We start from the raw sequence: 17989 nt of genomic DNA, 5'->3' as shown, positions 1-17989 counted from the left end.
GTGCGTGGTGGGTGGGTCCGCTGCCGCGACGCGTGGGCTGCCGCCGTTGATGTGATGTCGCAAACGGTTCAGCTCCAAAGGAACCGAGCAGCACCCGCCCGCCCTCGCTGGCCTCGTGCACGCTGCGCCTCGTGCACGCTGCGCCGCCCTCGTGCACGCTGCGCCGCCCTCGTGCACGCTGCGCCGCCCTCGTGCACGCTGCGCCGCCCTCGTGCACGCTGCGCCGCCCTCGTGCACGCCGTCCCGTCCGCGCCGCCCGCGTGCCGTCCGTGCCTCGCGGGCGCCGGGACCTGGGTTGTTGGGGGAGTTGTGGCGGTTACGGGATTGGCCACTCGTGGACCGGGCGGTTGCTGTGCATCAGCGTCACGTAGTGGCGGACCACCTCGCGGAGCGCCTCCGGCCGGTCCAGGTGGTCGGCGGACTCCAGTCGATGCAGTGTCTCGACCTGCCAGCTCGCCCCGTTGCGACCAGTAAGGCAGCGCTGCTCGATGATGCCCAGCAGCCGGTCGCGCTCGGCTGGGTCGAGCCCCCAGCGGTCCAGGCCGTGGTGCGCCATCGGCAACAGTCGGCGCAGCACCAGCTCGGTGACCGGCAGGTAGCCCAGGCCCGGCCAGAAGACCTGCGCGTCGATGCCGTAGCGGGCGCAGCTGGTGAAGTTCTCCTCGGCGGCGCTGAACGACATCTGCGACCACAGCGGCCGGTCCGATTCGGCAAGGGCCCGGACCAACCCGAAGTAGAAGGCGCCGTTGGCGATGGTGTCGACGACTGTCGGCCCGGCGGGCAGCACTCGATTTTCCACACGCAGGTGCGGGCGGCCGCGCGACACGTCGTACACCGGGCGGTTCCAGCGGTAGATCGTGCCGTTGTGCAGCCGCAACTCGGCCAGGTTGGGCACCTCGCCGGCCGCGAGGGTCTGCGCCGGGTCCTGCGGGTCGCACACCGGCAGCAGCGCCGGGAAGTAACGTACGTTCTCCTCGAACAGGTCGAACACGGTGGTGATCCAGCGTTCGCCGAACCAGACTCGGGGTCGTACCCCCTGGGCTTTTATCTCCTCCGGCCTGGTGTCGGTGGCCTGCTGGAACAGCGGGATGCGGGTCTCGCGCCACAACTCCCGGCCGAAGAGCAGCGGCGAGTTCGCGCCGAGCGCCACCTGGACGCCTGCGACGGCCTGCGCGGCGTTCCAATAGTCGGCGAACTGGGCTGGGCTGACCTGGAGGTGGAACTGGGTGCTGGTGCAGGCCGCCTCGGGGGTGATCGTGTCGGCGGTGACCGACAGCCGCTCCACACCGCTGATGCTGATCGGCAGGTCCTCGCCCCGGGCGGCGAAGATCTGCTCGTTGAGCAGCTTGTAGCGGGGGTTCGCCGAGAGCGTCTCGGCGGTCAGGTGCTCGGGCCGCAACGTCGGCAGAATGCCGATCATGACCATGTGCGCGCCGACAGCCCGCGCCTTCTCCTCCGCGGCGTTGAGGCTGGCCCGCACGTGCTCCTCGAAACTGGCCGTGCCGGTGCCGGTGAGCCGGCGCGGCGGCACGTTGATCTCGATGTTGAACTGGCCCAACTCTGTCTGGAAGTGCGGGTCGGCGATGGCCTCCAGCACGTCGGCGTTGCGCATCGCCGGGTTCGACGCCTCGTCGACGAGATTCAACTCGATCTCCAGCCCGGTCATCGGCCGGTCGATGTCGAACCGCGACTCGCGCAGCATCTCGGCGAAGACGTCCAGGCAGTTGCGGACCTTCTCGCGGTAGCGGGCCCGATCCTCACGACTGAAGGTGCGTACGCCGACATCTTCGCCCATGGTCACCACCCTGTCACCGCTGGTTCCCCTAACCTTGCACGGCTGCGCGGGCGGGGGAAGACCCGACGCGCCTTTCCTACCCACTGGCGGGCCGGGTGATCCCTGTCGCGTCCGCGTGGTCCGTGCGGGATTGACCGACCCGCACCGCTAGCATTGCCGCCCGAGAGGTGGTGGCGTGGGGATGCGCGAAAAGGTGACCCGACTGTTCGTCGCGGCGGCGATCGCCGAGGCGTGCTCCTGGCTGGCTCTGCTGATCGGCATGGCGGTCAAGTACGGCCCGCCGGACAACGAGCTGGGCGTCAAGATCTTCGGCCCGATCCACGGCGGCCTGTTCGTCGCGTACGGGCTGCTGGTGCTCGCTGTGGCCCGCCTGCACCGCTGGAGCATCCCGGCCACCCTCGTCGCGTTGGCCTGTGCTGTTCCGCCGTTCGCCACCCTGATCTTCGAGCGGTGGGCGCTCCGTCGGGGCATGCTCGGCACCGCCGATCGTCCGACCCGCGAGCCCGCCCCGGTCGCCTGACCCTCCCGTACCCATATCTCGCCCCCGGCCCGGCCCGGCGCGGCCACGCCGCCCGGCGGTCAGGTCAGCGCGGAGCAGGCCACCACGCCGGCGAGCAGCAGCGCGCCCACCACGGCCTGCAACAACAGCGGCGGGCCGAGGTGCGACCAGAGCGTCGCGGTACGCGGAGTGAGCAACTGCCCGGTGGTGAGGTTGACGATCCGCTCGATCCGAGGTGGCAGCTCCGGGTCGCGTTGCGGACGCAGGGTGAGCTGGACGTCGTCGGCCGGGTGCAGGGCGCTCTGCGGCAGATGCCCGTGCAGCTCCACCTCACAGAGCTGGCCGGCGGTGTTGCGTAGTCGCACAGGCGTGACCAGGTATTCCGGGCCCTGCTTCAGCTGCTTCCAGCGGCGACGGGTGCCGCCACCGCCGAACGAGAAGAGCGCGCGCAGCAGCAGGGCGGGCAGCCGGGCGAACGCCGCCGCCGTGAGCACCGCGACCAGCACCGGTTGACCGACGCGTACCTCACGGGTGTAGCCGTCGAGGAGGCGGACCAACCGCCCGGTGACGATTCGCTCCGTCGGGTGCACGATCCGACGGGTGTGGAGCCCGCTGTCCATTTCCACCACCGAGAGTCCGCGTGTGTTCACTCATCGTATAGACATCCTCGGTTGAACGACGTGAATGAAACCTGGTCACGGGCTCACGGCTGCGAGGTGACATCCCGGGCGACCCGGGTAAGCGGGGGGTCGAGCTGGAAAGGGGTCGAGCATGCAGCTGTCCTTCCTGCGCCCGCTCTACGACCGACCCGGGCCGTGGTGCTCGGTGTATCTGGACGCCTCCGCGGACACGGAGGACGCCCACCCCGCACTGGACCTGCGCTGGCGTGCCTTGGAACGCAGCCTGGCCGAACAGGGGGCGGACGAGGCGAGCATCGCCGCGTTGGACCGGGTGATCCGGGGCCACGATCCGATGGCCGGGGACTACGGCCTGGCGGTCTTCGCAAGCCACGGTCGAGTGGTGCTCTCCGAGTATCTCTCCGCGCCACCGCTGCGCGACCTGGCGAGTTTTGGGCCGTTGCCGCACGTGATGCCACTGCTCGCCCAGCGGGGTGAACAGGTGGCCTGGGTACGGGTGCTGGCCGACCGCGCCGGCGCGGACGCGATCGCGATCAGCGCCGGCGGGGTACCCCGGCGGGCGCAGGTCGCCAGCCGGGATTCCTTCCCGCTGCGCCGCGTGCACCCGGGTGGCTGGTCCCAGTCGCACTATCAGCGAGCCGCCATGGAGGCGTGGCACCACAACGCGGGCGACGTCACGGCGGCGACAGTGGAACTCGCCGAGAAGGTCGGCGCGGAGGTGGTGGTCGTCGCCGGTGATATCCGGGCAACCGGGATGATCGCCGCACAGATGCCCGAGCGCTGGCAGGACGTCATGGTGCGTACCGACGCGGGCTCGCGGGCCGCCGGGGCGGACCAGACCCTGCTTGACGACCTCACGGTGCAGACCATCGCGGAGGTCGCCGACCAGCGGATCACGGCCGCGCTGGACAAGTTCGGCGTCCAGGAGGACGTGGGCGCCGGCCTCGACGCGGTCGTCTCGGCGCTGCAACGCAACCAGGTCGACACGATGCTGATCGTGGACGACCCGTCGGCCAACGGCGAGCTGTGGATCGGCTCGGAGCCGACCGAGATCGCCGTCGACCCGGGCCAGCTCGCCGCCATGTCGGTGGGCAACCCGCAACGGGTACGCGCCGACGCGGCGCTGGTGCGGGCACTTGTCGGCACCGATGCGGCGCTGACCGTGCTCGGCCCGGACGAGGCGCCCGACCTCACCGACGGCGTCGGCGCGGTGCTGCGCTATGTCGACGAGAGCACGCCGGGGCGCGGCAATGGCTGAGCGTCGGGTCGCCGACCTCGTGGTGGAGCGGCTTCGCGCCTGGAGGGTGCCGCGTGTCTTCGGCTACCCCGGTGCGGCGATCGCCCCGCTGCTCGACGCGCTGGACGATTCCGGGGGCGACCCGGCGTTCATCCCGGCCCGGCACGAGGAGACAGCCTCGTTTATGGCGACCGGGCACGCCAAGTTCACCGGCGGCATCGGGGTCTGCCTGGCCACCCAGGGGCCGAGCGCGGTGCAGCTGCTCAACGGCCTGTACGACGCCAAACTGGACAGCAAGCCAGTGGTGGCGATCGTCGGTGAGGACATCGCCGGACCGCTGGGCGGCGCACACCAGCAGATCGGGTTGAGCCGGCTCTTCGGCGACGTGTGCAACCAGTTCGTCCAGTACGGCCGCAGCCCGGAGGCCGTGGCGTCGTTGCTGGACCAGGCGTTCCGCACGGCGGCGGCGACCCGCAGCCCGACGTGTGTGGTGCTGCCCCGGCATCTGCAGGAGGCCCTCGTGCCCAGCCTGCAGGGGTATCCGTCGGGCGTGATCACCGCGACGCCGGGCGAGCCGCTGGCCCGGGTGCTGCCGCACGAGGCGGACCTCGACGCCGCCGCGCAACTGCTCGGCAACGGTCAGCGCACCGCGATCCTCGTCGGTCAGGGTGGTCGCGGTGCGGCCGAGGAGATCATCGAGCTGGCCGACCGGCTGGGTGCCGGGGTGGCCACGTCACTGCTGGGAAAGCCGGTCCTCGATGAGCGGCTGCCCTTCCACACCGGCGTGCTCGGTGAGGTCGGCACCCCGGCCGCGGCGGAGCTGATGGGCGGCTGCGACACGCTGCTGCTCGTCGGCACCAACGACCCGTGGACCGACTACTTCCCGATGCCCGACCAGGTGCGAGCGGTGCAGATCGACATCGACGGCACCCGCATCGGCAGCCGGTACCCGGCGGACGTTCCACTGGTCGGCGACGCCGCCGAGACGTTGCGGGCGTTGCTGACCCGGGTGCCGGCCCGGCCCAACCAGCAGTGGCGGGCGACGGTGGAGGGCGGGGTCGACCGCTGGCGGGCCACCGCTGCCGACCGGGCCGCCGCGCCCGCCGAACCGATAAACCCGCAACTGGTGCTCCAGGAGCTGTCCGCCCGGCTTCCGCACGACGGTTCGGTCGCGGTCGACGTCGGCTCGGTCCTCTTCTGGTACGCCCGGCACCTCGTCCTGCCACCCGGGGTGAACGCGCAGCTCTGCGGCACACTCGGCTCGATGGGCTGCGCCCTGCCGTACGCGGTGGCCGCCAAACTCGCCGCGCCCGACCAGCCGGTGATCGCGCTTGTCGGCGACGGTGCCATGCAGCTCAACGGCCTCGCCGAGCTGATCACGGTGTCGCACCACTGGCAGAAGTGGGCCGACCCACGGCTTGTGGTGCTGGTGCTCAACAACCGTGACCAGTCCGGCATGGGCGGCGGTCGGCCGGTGTCAGCGGACCCGACCGACCGCCGCCCCGACGTGCCGTACGCCGGCTGGGCCCGGTTGTTGGGGTTGCACGGTGTTCGTGTGGACCGGCCGGAACTGGTCGGTGCGGCCTGGGACGAGGCGCTGGCAGCGGACCGTCCCTGCGTGCTGGAGGCGGTGGTCGACGCCACCGTGCCGCTGGCCCCGCCGGAGCCGGCCTTCGCCGACCTGCGTGGCCTGTACGCCGAGGGGGAGCCGGCCCGGCGGATCCGGGAGCAGGTGGAGCAGGCCGTGGCCGTGCAGGATCTCGTCTAGGCGCAGCCAACGGGGCATCAGCAGCGGCCCGCCCCAGCCGCCGCGCCGTAGCCGCAGCCGCCGCGCCGTAGCCGCAGCCGCCGCGCCGTAGCCGCAGCCGCCGCGCCGCAGCCGCAGCCGCCGCGCCGCAGCCGCCGCGCCGCAGCCGCCGCGCCGCAGCCGCCGCGCCGCAGCCGCCGCGCCGCGGTCACCACCGCGCCGCGGCGGCGTTGTGCCGCGGTGACCACCGCGCTGCGGCGGCCGTGCCGCGGTGACCGTTGCGCCGCGGTGGCCGTCGCGCCGCCGTGACCGTCGGGTTGCGGTGCGGTGACCAGCGTGCTGCGGGCCGTCGCACGACCTGCCGCGTCCGCCGCCTGACCGGTCGGGTCGGGCCCGGCTCCTGACGCGCCCGGGCCGTACCCTCTGCGCGTCCTTTGCTCTGCTTACCTCCACGCAACACCGTGGGGGCGCGAGTGGTGCGTGGAGGTAAGCAGAGCAAAGGACGCGCGGGGTTCCCCAGTGGCTCGGTGGCGAGAGGTGCCCGATCGGCGTTCGAGCCCGGCATGGTCGACTCCAGGTCGGCGATATGGGGGTGTTCTGCCGGGTCGGACACCCCATATCGGCGATCTGGAGTGGATCATCGCGGGCGAGCGGGCGAGCGGGCGAGCGGGCGAGCGGGCGGGCGGGCGGTCGGGGGTTCCGGGCCGATGTGCGCCGACGACGCCAAGGGAACCCGGCCCGCCGACGACGGCCACAGAATCCGGCGCGCCGACGACGCCCACTGAATCCGGCGCGCCGGCGACGCCACGGGAACCGGGCGCGTCGAAAGGCCTGGTGCCGTGCAACCCGACGCCTCGGGTCCGATGGACCTCTGCGGCCCGCTCCCGCCGGGCAGGGGTGATCGTCGCCGAACGCCTTCGATGAGCGGCGCACCCCGGCGACCTGCGGATTGGTGCCGCCGGGTGGGGGATGTGCCGTTTGAACCCCATCGGGACGGGAAGCCGGGCTGCGTGGTGAGCGAACGAGGCAAGGTGGAGCCGGTGCACAAGGTGCGCAAGGGGCTCATGGCCGACGGCGCCGGTCTGGCCGGCGACCGGGTCGTGGCCCTGGGCAGCGCCGCCCGGGTGCTTGTCGCCGCCACCGCCCGGGCGCTGCGCGGCCTGGACTGCGCCGACCTCGGGCACACCGGGCCGATGTCGCGGTTCCCCGGCGCCCCCGAGCCGGTACGCCGCGCGGCGATCAACCGGGCCGCCGGACGGGTCGTGCTCACCGCAGGCCAGGTCGAGGAGGTCGACGGGGCGCGGGTGGCGCGGTGGTTCGTCGACCAGTACCCCCGGCAGCAGTACCCGGGGGTGCTCATCGGCGCGCCACACGGTGCGGCGGCACACCTCGCGGTTGCCCTCGGTGTGCCGTGGCTGCCGGCTGGCTTCGAGATGACCGCGCAGTGGAACGACGGCGCCGTGGACCGACCGGGGGAGGCCCTGGAGCACGGCGGGGCGCTCGCCGCCCGGCTGGTCGCGGGCAACCCGGACCTGCACGTGCGCCAGGTGCACTGCCCGGCCAGCCGAGGGTCGCTGGCCGGGGTGACGGTGTCGCTGGCGGCCCGGTGGCGAGCGCTGCCGGCGGCGTACGCGCAGTTCCTGACCGACCGGTTGAGCGCGGGCGCCCCGGTGCTGCTGGTGCGCGACTCGCGGAGTTGGCCGGTGCTGGAGCGCGGCCTGGGCCACAGCTTCCAGGTCGGTAGCCCGGCCAGCGGGCTGGACCCGGTGGACTTCCACCCGGACAGCCACGCCCTGCGGCAGGTGCTGCGCTCGGCGGGCGGGGACGCCGGCCGGTGGGAGCCGCCCCAGGTGTCCGTGCCGTCCGGAGACGCCGAGCACGGCATGGACTCGGGCTTCGAAGTGACCGCCCGGGACTGGGCTGCCCGCCGGCAACACCCGCTGCACCGGGTGCTGGTGCCACGGCCGGCGGCGCTGAGCGCCGCGGTGGCCGACCTGTACCGGCGGTGGCTGCGCGGCGCCGGCAAGACCGGTGACCGGCTGGTGGTGGAGTGCGGCAGGTTGCTCGATCCGTGGCAGGTGGTGCGGGCGGGGCTGGTGCCGTACTGGTGTGAGAACGCCACCCGGCGCACCGTCGACGGGGCCGAATGGTGGCTGGCCGGCAGCGAGGCGTTCAGCTCGGTGGACGTACTGCCCGAGCCGCCCGGGGTCCGCTCGCCCGCCCTGGCCGGGCTGCCGCAGTGGCTGGCGGTGGCCGGCTTCGGCCGGCGGCGTCGTGCGCTGGACCGGACCTCCGCCCGGGGCTACCCGGTGACGTCGGTGCCCACCCGCCGGGCGACAGAGGTGCTGCGCGCCCAGCCGTACGACCTGCCCGTTCCGCCCCCGCTGAGGGCCGCTGAGGCCCTCGCCGTACTCCGTGACAGTGGGGGCCACCAGGGGTTACTCGTCTCCTGAGGCGAGCACGCCGAAACTTCCTCGCGAACCCGGGGTCCCGTGATTGAGTACCTACGGAGCGGGAACATCGCTGACTGCGACGGCCTGATTGCGCTGCGCAGAGGCGTTGTCGCCCGCTGGCATCCCAGTCACTGACCCACTTTCCGGCCCGGTGCGTGGCTCGACCACGCGCACGACCGGTTTCCCGATCCGGGCGGGGGACCTTCCTGAGGGAGGCGCGGATGTTCGGACAGACGAGCACGACCACGACCACACCACCACCCACCGAGCGTGGTCTGGAGGATCTCGACGCGGCGGCACTTGCGTACGCGGCCCGGATCGAGGGCCTGCCGCCGGAGCGGCGGCAGGAGGCACGGGACGACCTGGTCCGCTTCGCGCTGCCGTTCGCCGGTCGGCTGGCCCGCCGCTACAGGGGGCGGGGAGAGCCGCTGGAGGATCTGGAGCAGGTGGCCCGCCTGGGGCTTGTCAACGCCGTCGACAGGTACGACCCGGAACGGGGCTCGTTCACCGCGTACGCGGCGATCACCATCGTCGGCGAGATCAAACGGCACTTCCGGGACCGAACCTGGGGCGTACACGTGCCCCGCCGGCTGCGCGACCTGATCCTCGAGGTGGGGCAGGCCACCGCCGCGCTGACAAGTGAACTGTCCCGCGCGCCGTCGGTGGCCGAACTGTCGGCCCGATTGGAGACGCCGGAGGCGGAGATCCTCGCCGCGCTGGAGTCGGCGGCCGGCTACAGCCCCGCGTCACTCAACGCGCCGGTGGGTGGGGAGAGCTCCGCGGAGTTCGGTGACCTGGTCGGCGAGTCGGACAACGCGCTGGAATCCGTCGACGACCGGGTGACCGTCAGCGGTCTGCTGCACCGGCTGCCCTGGCGGGAGCGCCGCATCCTGGCGATGCGCTTCTACGGCAACCAGACCCAGGCCGAGATCGCCGCCCGGTTCGGCATCTCGCAGATGCACGTGTCCCGGCTGCTGTCGCGGGCGCTGACCTGGCTTCGGCAGGCGATGCTCGCCGACTCCCCGCCGCCGTGGCAGAACGGCGTCGCCGAGCCGGACCCGGGCAAGACCCGCATTTCGGTGAAGCAGAACGGCGACCGGGTGGTCGTCGAGGTCGGCGGTGAGGTCGACCGGGACGGCGCCGACAAGCTGCGCCGGGCGGTGCTGGAGGCGGTCACCGGCCAGCCGAGCGAGGTCGTCGTCGACCTGGTCGGCGCGGGTGGCTTCGACGCCGGCGGGATCGCCGCGCTGATGGCCGGCCGGGACGCGGCGGAGCGCACCGGTGTGCCGCTGCGACTGACCCGGGTGCAGCCGGCCGTACGCCGCTCGCTCACCGCCGCAGGCATGGCGCCCGTCCGGGACTGACCGGCAGCGCGTACGCACACGCGACGAGGGCCGACACCGTGGTGTCGGCCCTCGCTACGCGTACTCCCGATGGTCAGCGCTCCTCGGGCCCGCCGTCGCTGTGCGGGTGCCGCCACCGCTCGTGCGGCTTCGGTGCCTCGTCGTCGTCCTGCGGCGCGTCGCTCTGCTCGAAGCTCGGGCGGCGCACGTCCTCGGGCTCCGGAACATCCACCGGCCGGGCACCGGACTCCGGCGCGGGCTGGTATTCGGCGGCCTCGGTGGCGCCGTGCGCGCCTTCGGCGGAGGGCGACTCCGGCACGTGGTGCTCCATGTGCAATTCGTCGGCGAAGTGCTGCGGCGGCTTCGTGGTGCGCTGGGGCAGGTCACGGCCCAGGTCGGAGACGAGCGGGCCGTACTTCAGGTCGAACGCCGGGCGCTCGGAGCGGATCCGGGGCATCTTGTCGAAGTTGCGCAGCGGCGGCGGACAGGTGGTGGCCCACTCCAGGGAGTTGCCGAAGCCCCACGGGTCGTCCACCGTCACCATCGCCCCGTAGCGCCAGGACTTCCACGCGTTGTAGATGAAGAACAAGGTGGACAGGCCGAGGATGAAGGCGAAGATGCTGGAGATCGTGTTGAGCGTGGTGAAGCCGTCGCCGGGCAGGTAGTCGGCGTACCGGCGGGGCATCCCCTCGTTGCCCAGCCAGTGTTGCACCAGGAACGTGCCGTGGAAGCCGATGAACATCGTCCAGAAGTGCGCCTTGCCGAGTCGCTCGTCGAGCAGCCGGCCGGTCATCTTCGGCCACCAGAAGTAGTAGCCGCCGAACAGGGCGAAGACCACGGTGCCGAAGAGCACGTAGTGGAAGTGCGCCACCACGAAGTAGCTGTCGTGGGTGTGCCAGTCGGCCGGCGGACTGGCCAGCAGCACCCCGGTGAGCCCGCCGAGCAGGAACGTGACCAGGAAGCCGACGGCGAACAGCATCGGTGTCTCGAAGGTGAGCTGGCCCTTCCACATGGTGCCGATCCAGTTGAAGAACTTCACGCCTGTGGGCACCGCGATCAGATAGCTGAGGATGCTGAAGAACGGCAGCAGCACCTGGCCGGTGGCGAACATGTGGTGCGCCCACACCGTCATGGACAGCACGGTGATCGCGGCGGTCGCCAGCACCAGCCCGGTGTAGCCGAAGATCGGCTTGCGGGAGAACACCGGAATGATCTCGGTGATGATGCCGAAGAACGGCAACGCGATGATGTAGACCTCGGGATGGCCGAAGAACCAGAAGAGGTGTTGCCAGAGCATCGGGCCGCCGGTGGCCGCGTCGTAGACGTGCGCGTTGAGCAGCCGGTCGGCCGAGAGCGCCAGCAGCGCGGCGGCCAGCAGGGGGAAGACCAGGATCACCAGCAGGCTGGTGAACAGCATGTTCCAGGTGAAGATCGGCATCCGGAACATCGTCATCCCGGGTGCGCGCAGGGTGAGGATCGTGGTGATCAGGTTGACCGCGCCGAGGATGGTGCCCAGGCCGGAGACGACAAGGCCGAGGACCCACATGTTCGCGCCCACGCCGGGGCTGTTCGAGGCGTCGCTGAGTGGGGTGTACGCCGTCCAGCCGAAGTCCGCCGTGCCCTGCGGCGTGAGGAAGCCGCCGATCACCATCAGCCCGCCGAACAGGTACAGCCAGTAGGCGAGCGCGTTGAGCCGGGGGAACGACACGTCGGGCGCGCCGATCTGGATCGGCACGATGTAGTTGGCGAACCCGAAGGCCGCCGGGGTGGCGAACAGCAGCAGCATCACCGCGCCGTGCGAGGTGAAGAGCTGGTTGTACTGCTCGGAGGAGAGGAACTGCATCCCCGGGCGGGCCAGCTCGGCCCGGATCAGCATCGCCTCCAGCCCGGCCGCCAAAAAGAACCCGAAGGAGGTCAGCAGGTACAGCAGGCCGATCTGCTTGTGGTCGGTGGTGGCGAGGAACCTGATCAGGGAGTTGCCGGGGACCGGTGCGCGTACCGCCCCGGGGAAGCCCCCGAAGCGAGCCGGTGCCAGGATCGCCGGACCCCGATCGCGACCGGGTTCCGTGGTTACCCGCTTGGGCATGGCTATCTCACCCCGTCGTGACGGCAGAAGGGACGGGCGTACCTACCCGACCCTCTCACCATGTAACCAGGCGAGAGCGGTAATTTCGGTCAGATCGCCGGGACCGGTCGAACTGCCCCGAACCCTCAGGCGGCGGGCAGCATCGCCCAGACGGCCTTGCCCTGCCCGGCCGGCACGCTGCCCCACCGCTGCGCCAGCTCCCGTACCAGCATCAGCCCGCGACCACCCTCGGCCCGCAGGTCGACCCCGGCGGGCTGCGCGGGAGACTCGCTGCCGTCCACCACGGCCAGGTGCAGGTACGGCCGCCGCAGGGTCACCGTCACCTGCATCGGCGTGCCCGCGTGCCGCACGACGTTGCCGACCAGCTCGCTGAGCACGAGGGCAGCGGGGCCGGCCGCGTCGGGCAGGTTCCATCGCGTGCACGCGTCGACGACCAACTCCCTCGCCCGTCGGCAGGCCTCGGCCACCGGCTCGAACCGGGCCCGCACCCGCAACGACGTGGCGGCGCCGGCGAACCGGGTCGCCTCCTCGCAGTCCGCGGACACCGGCACCACCCGGCACGCCGTCGACTCCGCAAGCCAGCGGGCGGCGACCGGTGGCGGGGCGCAGAGCACCACAGGCACGGCCGGCCACTCCTCGGCCCGCCGGGCCGTCGCCGCGAAGACCGACAGCGCCAACCGATCGCGTACGGCGACGTCGGCGAGGTCGATCACCAACGCCTCCGGCTGGGCGGCCAGTGCGCCGTTCAGCGCTTGGTGCACGGTGCGCATCGTGCCGAGATCCAGCGCGCCGCTGAGCCGGATCACCGCCACCGGTGCCACCTCGCGCACCTCGCAGGTGATCCGGTCGGACATGGGGGCCCTCACTTCGGCTGGTGTGTCGGGATCTGCGAACTACCCGACGTCGCGCCGAGCCAAACCGAGCCGACCGAGCCGGCCCGACCAGGGCTCGGCCCGAGTGCGGCGGCGTCGCCGGGCAGCGGGCTCCACGGTCATCGCCGGGCGCGGCCGGTCAGCAGACCCAGCGCGATCATGCCGACGCCGAGGCCGAGGTGCAGCCAGTCGTCGGCGTCGTTCACCGGCAGCACGTTCGCGCCGGTGTCGTGGCCCACGGCCAGCCCGTACACCCAGAGGACCAGGTAGACCGCGCCGCCGCCGACGAGGAACGCCCGCGCGCCGTCGACCGTGCGGGCCAACACCAGCCCGGCCACCCCGAACAGCAGGTGCACCAGGTTGTGCAGCGCCGACACCTGGAAGACCCCGAACAGGTGCGCGCCCGAGTCGTGACCGGCGAACCGCAGGTCGGCGGTGCCGCTGGTGATCCCCGGGACGAAGCCGAGCACGCCGACAAGCAGGAACAGCACCGCCGCGGCGCTGGCCGCCCGGCGTACCGGCGGTTTGCCGTCGGCCGGGTTGGCCCGGGCCCGGGAGTGCGCCATCGGTCCGACCATCACCGGCTCCTCGCTGCGCGGCGGGGCGTGAGCGCTGCCGGCTACCCGGTGGCGCCCACGGCAAACCCGCCGGCTGCGAGGCGCTCAGACGGGCTGCAACCGCGGCGTGCTGGCCAGGTCGCGGACCCGCTGGTACAGCTCGACGTAGCGCTGGGCCATCACCGTCGGCGTGAACCGCTGCGCGGCCACCCGGCGGCACTCGTCCGGGTCGAGCAGTTCGGCGGCCAGGACGAGGTCACCCAACTCCTCCTCGTCGGCCGTGAGCAGCCCGGTGCGGCCGTGCTCGATCAGCTCCGGCAGGCAGCCCCGGGAGGTCGCCACCACAGGCGTACCCAGGGCGAGCGACTCGACCACGGCCGTGCCGCCCGGCTCCTCCCAGCGCAGCGGGAACAGCGACGCGCGGGCGCTGGCGAGCAGGTCGTCGCGCTCCTGACCGGCCACCGTGCCGACCCAGCGGACCAGGTCACCGTCGACGTGGGGCGCCACCTCGTCGAGGAAGAACCGCACGTCCGGGTTCTGCCGGGCCTCGTCGCCCGCCGCCGCCAGGTCTTCCGGGCGATGGTACGGGCCGACAGGCCCCGCCAGCACCAGCGGAAAGCCGACCCGCTGCGCGAGCCGGGCGCCCACGTCCTGCCCCTTGCCGGGATTGATCCGGCCCAGGATGAGCAGGTGCTCGCCCTTGTCGGGTCGCTGCCGGCGGTCGGCGTCCACTGCCAGCGGGGTGGACAGGTGCACGTGACCCACCGAATGCTCGCGCAGCGCCCGGGGGGCGCGGGCCAGCTGCGACGCGGAGACGCCGTTGACCCGGACCCGGTCGCCGCCGTCCAGGCTCCCGTACAGGTCCGGGTGCTTGGCGAGATCCCAGTGCAGGGTGTGCAGGGTCGGCGGCCCGGACGGCCCCATCGCGGCGAGCGTGGCAAGCCCGACCGCCTCCACGTGGTCGTGCACCAGGTCGATGTCGTCGCGGGAGTGCAGTTCCCGGACCACCCCGGCCAGGTGCGCCTGGGCGATTCCGCAGACCTGGTTGTACGGCCGTTGCAGCGACGCGAACTGCCCGTCGGCGAACACCGACACCTGCTCGTCCACCGGCAGGGTGCTGCTCTGCACCGAGGCGAGCACCACCCGCACGCCGAGTCGGCGCAGCTCGGGCACCAGCGTGGCGATCACGTTCTCGATGCCGCCGTAGCCCGGTGGGGGCACCGACAGCCACGGGCCGGCGTTCATCAGCACGGTGAGGCTCATCGCGTCTGTCCCTTCCGGCCGCTCACGGTGCAGCCGGTTCGCGACTGCGGGGCTCGCAAGAGCGGCTCACTCCTCGCGTTCACGGTGCAGCCGGTTCGCGACTGCGGGGCTTGCAAGAGCGGCTCACTCCTCGCGCTCACGGTGCAGCCGGTTCGCGACTGCGGGGCTTGCAAGAGCGGCCTCACGCCGCGGCCACCCGTCGGCGGGGCACCCGGTGGCGCAGCTCGGCCAGCGGCGGACGCTCCTCGATGGACACGTCGCTGACCACGATCTCCCGGTCGAGGTTCGGCAGGGTTTCCGATCCGCCGCGCCGGAACTGGGTGAGCAGTGCCTCCGGCGACGTGCCGGGCGCCGCCCAGCCGCGCCGCTGCAACCGGGACCACGCGGTCAGCATGATCTGGGCGGACATCCGGCCGAGGGCCGCCGTGTCCTGGTGGCGGTGCTTGCGCTCGCCCAGGTCGACCTGCGCCAACGCGTCCAGGCCGACCAGGTCCAGCAGGTCGATGAGCATTGCCGTCTCCACCCCGTACCCGGAGACGAACGGCACCCGGGCCAGCACGTCGCGGCGGCCGGCGTACTCGCCGGCGAGCGGCTGCACGAAGCCGGCCAGCTCCGGCCAGAAGAGGTTGAGCAGCGGGCGGGCCATCAGCTCGGTCACCCGGCCGCCGCCGTCGGGCTCGATGCTGGCGGCGCCCACCAGCGGCCGGTGGTAGAAGCCCTTGACGAAGTCGACTGACGGGTCGGTGAGCAGTGGGCCGAGCAGCCCGCTCACGAAGTGTGGCCGGAACTCCCGCAGGTCGGCGTCGATGAATGCCACCACGTCGCCCTCGGCGGCGGCGAGCCCCGCCCAGAGCGCGTCACCCTTGCCGGTGAGCTGGGGTAGCCCGCGGGTCATCGCGTCCTGACTGACCACCTCCGCGCCGGCGGCCCGCGCCACCTGCGCGGTGCGGTCGGTGGACCGGGAATCCACCACGATCAGTTCGTCGACCAGGGCGACCCGGTCCATCAGGTGCTCCCGGATGGTCGACACGATCGCGCCGACCGTGGCCTCCTCGTTACGCGCCGGCAGCACCACGCTGACCCGGCTCGCCCCCTTGGCGCGCAGCAGGCGGCGCGCCGGCCAGTCCGCTGCCGAACTAGTCCGGTATGTGGCCCACGCCTCCACCACCGGTGACACGGTCGTATCCCGCACGGGCACCCCCTGTTGTTCGTGCGTGGAAATAGCGACAGTGCTACTTCCCACTCGCCACCACGCGCTAACCGTCTCCGACGCAACAGCTTGATCACAGCGGTGACATTGTCGCGTTCCCGGGGCATGAACGTTTGATTGCGCACACGCCAGGGGACTGCTCCCATCGAAGGAGAAACGTTCTCGAAAGAGGTTTGTCGAATGCGGAAATGCCGGGTGGGTCTGATCGGCGCAGGGGGAGTGGCGCAGCGCCATGCCCGGGTGCTGTCCGGGTTCGACGACGTCGAACTGGTAGGGGTCACCGACGTGGCGCCGGAGGCCGCCGCGGCGCTTGTCGCGCAACACGGCGGGCGCGTCCACGCCGACGTCGCCGACCTGCTGGCCGCCGCGCCCGACGCGGTGTACGTCTGCGTGCCACCGTTCGCGCACGGCCCCGCCGAGGAGGCGGTGATCGACGCCGGGGTGCCGATGTTCGTGGAGAAGCCCGTCGCCGTCGACCTGGTCACCGCCGAGCGCATCGCCGACCTCGTCGCCCAGCGCGGGCTGCGCACCGCCGTCGGGCACCACTGGCGCTACCTGAGCGTCGTCGACCAGGCCCGCGAGCTGCTCGCCGACCGTCCAGTGCGGATGGTCAGCGGCGTCTGGCTGGACAAGGTGCCGCCGGTGCCCTGGTGGCCGGTGCGGGGTCGGTCCGGAGGCCCGGTCGTCGAGCAGGCCGCGCACGTGCTGGACCTGATCCGGGTGCTTGTCGGCGAGGTCACGGAGCTCACCGCGTACGGCAATGGCACGCCGCCGCCTGTCGACGGCGCCGACATCGACTCGGTGACCACCGCCGCGCTGCGGTTCGCCGACGGCGCGGTCGGCACCCTCAGCGCGGCCTGCGTGCTGGGGTGGAAGCACCGGGCCGGGCTGGAGATCCTCGCCGACGGGCTGGCCCTGTCGCTCACCGAGGACGGCCTGTCGATCCGGGACGCCGATGGTGAGCGGCACGTGCCCGCCGACCCGGAGGCCGCCCGGGTGGCGGTGGACCGGGCCTTCGTCGACGCGGTACGCGGCATCGGCGACGACGTCCGTGTCCCGTACTCCGAGGCGTTGGGCACCCACCGGCTGGCCCTCGCGATGGCCGACTCGGCGCGTACCGGCACGCCGGTGCGGCTCGCCGCGCCCGGTGCGCCGGCGCTCACCAGTGGGGTGACAGTCGATGCGTGAACGGGTCGTCACGGTCACCGCTCCCGGGCGGGTGGAGATCGTCGAGCAGGAGGCGCCGCCGCTGCGCCCGGGCACGTTCCGCGTCGAGACGCTGTTCAGCGGCGTCTCCGCCGGCACCGAGCTGAGCTATGTCAAGGGCACCAACCCCTACCTCAACGTCACCTGGAACGCCGACCTCGGTCTCTTCCAACCCGGCGAGGCGAGCACGCCGTACCCGGTGACCCGGCTGGGTTACATGCAGGTGGGCCGGGTGGTGGAGAGCGCCACCCCGGCGGTCGCGGTGGGCACGGTCGGCGCGATGACATACGGGCACCGCACCGGGTGGCTCGCCGACCCGGTCGCCGAACGGTTCGTGGCGCTGCCCGACGACCTGGACCCGATGCTCGGCGTCTACGTCGCGCACATGGGTCCGATCTGCGCCAACGGCCTGCTGCACGCCGCCGCCGACCTGCACGGCCCGGACGTCCGGTCACTCGGCGACGGGGTGCGCGGCCGGCGGGTCGCAGTGGTCGGCGCCGGCGTGGTGGGCCTGCTCACCGCCCTGTTGGCACGCCGGCACGGCGCCGCCTCCGTGGTGGTGCTCGACCCCACCGATCAGCGCCGGCAGGTCGCCGAGGCGCTCGGCCTGGAAACCCTCGACCCGGAGGCGGACGACCCGGCGGTGGTGCTCAAGACCCGCTGGGCGCACACGGCCGGTGACCGGGGCGCCGACGTGGTGTTCCAGTGCCGGGGGCAGGCGTGGGCGCTGCAACTCGCCCTTCGGCTGCTGCGCCCGCAGGGCACCGTGATCGACCTGGCCTTCTACCAGGGTGGCGCGGACGCGGTCCGGCTCGGCGAGGAGTTCCACCACAACGGGCTGGCGCTGCGCTGCGCCCAGATCGGTCGAGTCCCGCGCGGGCTCGCGCCCACCTGGGACCGGGAGCGGCTGTCGGCCGAGACCATCGACCTGCTGCGGGCGTACGGCGACGCGATCGGTAAGCACCTGATCTCGGCGGTGGTGCCGTTCGACGAGGCGGCCACCCTGCTCACTGACCTGGCCGAGCGCCGCCGCCAGGAGTTGCAGGTGGTGCTGGCCGGCTGACCCGAGGCGCCAGCGCGCTC

General features: G+C 72.5%; 15 protein-coding genes. 7 read left to right on the top strand and 8 right to left on the bottom strand.

Annotated features, from left to right (window positions below):
- Window positions 1–316 precede the first annotated feature (316 nt).
- Window positions 317–1795, bottom strand: a complete 1479-nt coding sequence (locus tag ACFY2Q_RS20610; RefSeq protein ID WP_387132475.1) for a glutamate--cysteine ligase — start codon at window positions 1793–1795, stop codon at window positions 317–319.
- 181 nt (window positions 1796–1976) lie between these two features.
- Here ACFY2Q_RS20610 and ACFY2Q_RS20605 point away from each other — a divergent pair, with 181 nt between their 5' ends.
- Window positions 1977–2315, top strand: coding sequence for a DUF3817 domain-containing protein (locus tag ACFY2Q_RS20605; RefSeq protein WP_387132537.1), 339 nt, complete (start codon window positions 1977–1979; stop codon window positions 2313–2315).
- 59 nt (window positions 2316–2374) lie between these two features.
- Here the strand turns inward: ACFY2Q_RS20605 and ACFY2Q_RS20600 are convergent, their stop codons facing one another.
- Window positions 2375–2923 carry a hypothetical protein gene (locus ACFY2Q_RS20600; RefSeq protein ID WP_387132535.1) on the bottom strand — a complete coding sequence of 183 codons (549 nt, stop codon included), beginning with the start codon at window positions 2921–2923 and terminating at the stop codon, window positions 2375–2377.
- A gap of 142 nt (window positions 2924–3065) precedes the next feature.
- Between ACFY2Q_RS20600 and ACFY2Q_RS20595 the strand changes: the two genes are divergently transcribed.
- A complete protein-coding gene (locus ACFY2Q_RS20595) occupies window positions 3066–4190 on the top strand; it encodes a Vms1/Ankzf1 family peptidyl-tRNA hydrolase (RefSeq protein ID WP_387132473.1) in 1125 nt (374 codons plus the stop codon).
- Window positions 4183–5937, top strand: coding sequence for a thiamine pyrophosphate-binding protein (locus tag ACFY2Q_RS20590; protein ID WP_387132470.1), 1755 nt, complete (start codon window positions 4183–4185; stop codon window positions 5935–5937). The genes ACFY2Q_RS20595 and ACFY2Q_RS20590 overlap by 8 nt, the downstream gene beginning before the upstream one ends.
- 17 nt (window positions 5938–5954) lie before the next feature.
- On the opposite strand, the gene ACFY2Q_RS20585 is transcribed toward ACFY2Q_RS20590, so the two are convergent.
- The gene (locus ACFY2Q_RS20585) at window positions 5955–6128 is read right to left on the bottom strand and encodes a hypothetical protein (RefSeq protein WP_387132469.1); all 174 of its coding nucleotides are present in this window, start codon (window positions 6126–6128) and stop codon (window positions 5955–5957) included.
- Window positions 6129–6980: 852 nt separating this feature from the next.
- On the opposite strand from ACFY2Q_RS20585, the gene ACFY2Q_RS20580 reads away from it, so the two are divergent.
- Together ACFY2Q_RS20580 and ACFY2Q_RS20575 are read left to right on the top strand one after the other, a co-directional pair.
- Window positions 6981–8369: a hypothetical protein gene (locus ACFY2Q_RS20580; RefSeq protein ID WP_387132533.1), complete on the top strand. Its 1389-nt coding sequence runs from the start codon at window positions 6981–6983 to the stop codon at window positions 8367–8369.
- Window positions 8370–8590: 221 nt separating this feature from the next.
- Entirely contained in the window at window positions 8591–9733 is a 1143-nt protein-coding gene (locus ACFY2Q_RS20575) for a SigB/SigF/SigG family RNA polymerase sigma factor (RefSeq protein WP_387132467.1), read from the top strand.
- Between the two features lie 73 nt (window positions 9734–9806).
- Here ACFY2Q_RS20575 and ctaD read toward each other — a convergent pair whose 3' ends face one another.
- The 5 genes from ctaD to ACFY2Q_RS20550 all read right to left on the bottom strand — a co-directional run bounded on the left by ctaD (window position 9807) and on the right by ACFY2Q_RS20550 (window position 15655).
- Window positions 9807–11798 carry a cytochrome c oxidase subunit I gene (ctaD, locus tag ACFY2Q_RS20570; RefSeq protein WP_387132466.1) on the bottom strand — a complete coding sequence of 664 codons (1992 nt, stop codon included), beginning with the start codon at window positions 11796–11798 and terminating at the stop codon, window positions 9807–9809.
- 125 nt (window positions 11799–11923) lie between these two features.
- Complete coding sequence (locus ACFY2Q_RS20565) at window positions 11924–12652, bottom strand: ATP-binding protein (RefSeq protein ID WP_387132465.1); 729 nt, start codon at window positions 12650–12652, stop codon at window positions 11924–11926.
- A 137-nt stretch (window positions 12653–12789) separates the two neighbouring features.
- Complete coding sequence (locus tag ACFY2Q_RS20560) at window positions 12790–13248, bottom strand: DUF4383 domain-containing protein (protein WP_387132463.1); 459 nt, start codon at window positions 13246–13248, stop codon at window positions 12790–12792.
- 84 nt (window positions 13249–13332) lie between these two features.
- Entirely contained in the window at window positions 13333–14490 is a 1158-nt protein-coding gene (locus tag ACFY2Q_RS20555) for a glycosyltransferase (protein ID WP_387132461.1), read from the bottom strand.
- Window positions 14491–14671: 181 nt separating this feature from the next.
- Complete coding sequence (locus ACFY2Q_RS20550) at window positions 14672–15655, bottom strand: glucosyl-3-phosphoglycerate synthase (protein ID WP_387132532.1); 984 nt, start codon at window positions 15653–15655, stop codon at window positions 14672–14674.
- Window positions 15656–15880: 225 nt separating this feature from the next.
- On the opposite strand from ACFY2Q_RS20550, the gene ACFY2Q_RS20545 reads away from it, so the two are divergent.
- Together ACFY2Q_RS20545 and ACFY2Q_RS20540 are read left to right on the top strand one after the other, a co-directional pair.
- The gene (locus tag ACFY2Q_RS20545) at window positions 15881–16888 is read left to right on the top strand and encodes a Gfo/Idh/MocA family protein (RefSeq protein ID WP_387132458.1); all 1008 of its coding nucleotides are present in this window, start codon (window positions 15881–15883) and stop codon (window positions 16886–16888) included.
- Window positions 16881–17969: a zinc-binding dehydrogenase gene (locus ACFY2Q_RS20540; protein WP_387132456.1), complete on the top strand. Its 1089-nt coding sequence runs from the start codon at window positions 16881–16883 to the stop codon at window positions 17967–17969. Before ACFY2Q_RS20545 ends, ACFY2Q_RS20540 begins: the two co-directional genes overlap by 8 nt.
- Window positions 17970–17989 lie beyond the last annotated feature (20 nt).

Source organism: Micromonospora sp. NPDC000316 (genome assembly GCF_042898885.1).
GTDB lineage: Bacteria > Actinomycetota > Actinomycetes > Mycobacteriales > Micromonosporaceae > Micromonospora.
Note: the sequence above shows the minus strand (reverse complement) of the source record. Positions and strands in the feature narration are given on the sequence as shown.

What these genes read in the sequence shown, in the direction of transcription:
- ACFY2Q_RS20540 (WP_387132456.1), top strand. Translation starts at nt 16,881, where the DNA reads ATGCGTGAACGGGTCGTCACGGTCACCGCTCCCGGGCGGGTGGAGATC.
- ACFY2Q_RS20595 (WP_387132473.1), top strand. Translation starts at nt 3,066, where the DNA reads ATGCAGCTGTCCTTCCTGCGCCCGCTCTACGACCGACCCGGGCCGTGG.
- ACFY2Q_RS20565 (WP_387132465.1), bottom strand. Translation starts at nt 12,652, where the DNA reads ATGTCCGACCGGATCACCTGCGAGGTGCGCGAGGTGGCACCGGTGGCG.
- ACFY2Q_RS20545 (WP_387132458.1), top strand. Translation starts at nt 15,881, where the DNA reads ATGCGGAAATGCCGGGTGGGTCTGATCGGCGCAGGGGGAGTGGCGCAG.
- ACFY2Q_RS20610 (WP_387132475.1), bottom strand. Translation starts at nt 1,795, where the DNA reads ATGGGCGAAGATGTCGGCGTACGCACCTTCAGTCGTGAGGATCGGGCC.
- ACFY2Q_RS20555 (WP_387132461.1), bottom strand. Translation starts at nt 14,490, where the DNA reads ATGAGCCTCACCGTGCTGATGAACGCCGGCCCGTGGCTGTCGGTGCCC.
- ctaD (WP_387132466.1), bottom strand. Translation starts at nt 11,798, where the DNA reads ATGCCCAAGCGGGTAACCACGGAACCCGGTCGCGATCGGGGTCCGGCG.
- ACFY2Q_RS20590 (WP_387132470.1), top strand. Translation starts at nt 4,183, where the DNA reads ATGGCTGAGCGTCGGGTCGCCGACCTCGTGGTGGAGCGGCTTCGCGCC.
- ACFY2Q_RS20560 (WP_387132463.1), bottom strand. Translation starts at nt 13,248, where the DNA reads ATGGTCGGACCGATGGCGCACTCCCGGGCCCGGGCCAACCCGGCCGAC.
- ACFY2Q_RS20605 (WP_387132537.1), top strand. Translation starts at nt 1,977, where the DNA reads ATGCGCGAAAAGGTGACCCGACTGTTCGTCGCGGCGGCGATCGCCGAG.
- ACFY2Q_RS20580 (WP_387132533.1), top strand. Translation starts at nt 6,981, where the DNA reads ATGGCCGACGGCGCCGGTCTGGCCGGCGACCGGGTCGTGGCCCTGGGC.
- ACFY2Q_RS20575 (WP_387132467.1), top strand. Translation starts at nt 8,591, where the DNA reads ATGTTCGGACAGACGAGCACGACCACGACCACACCACCACCCACCGAG.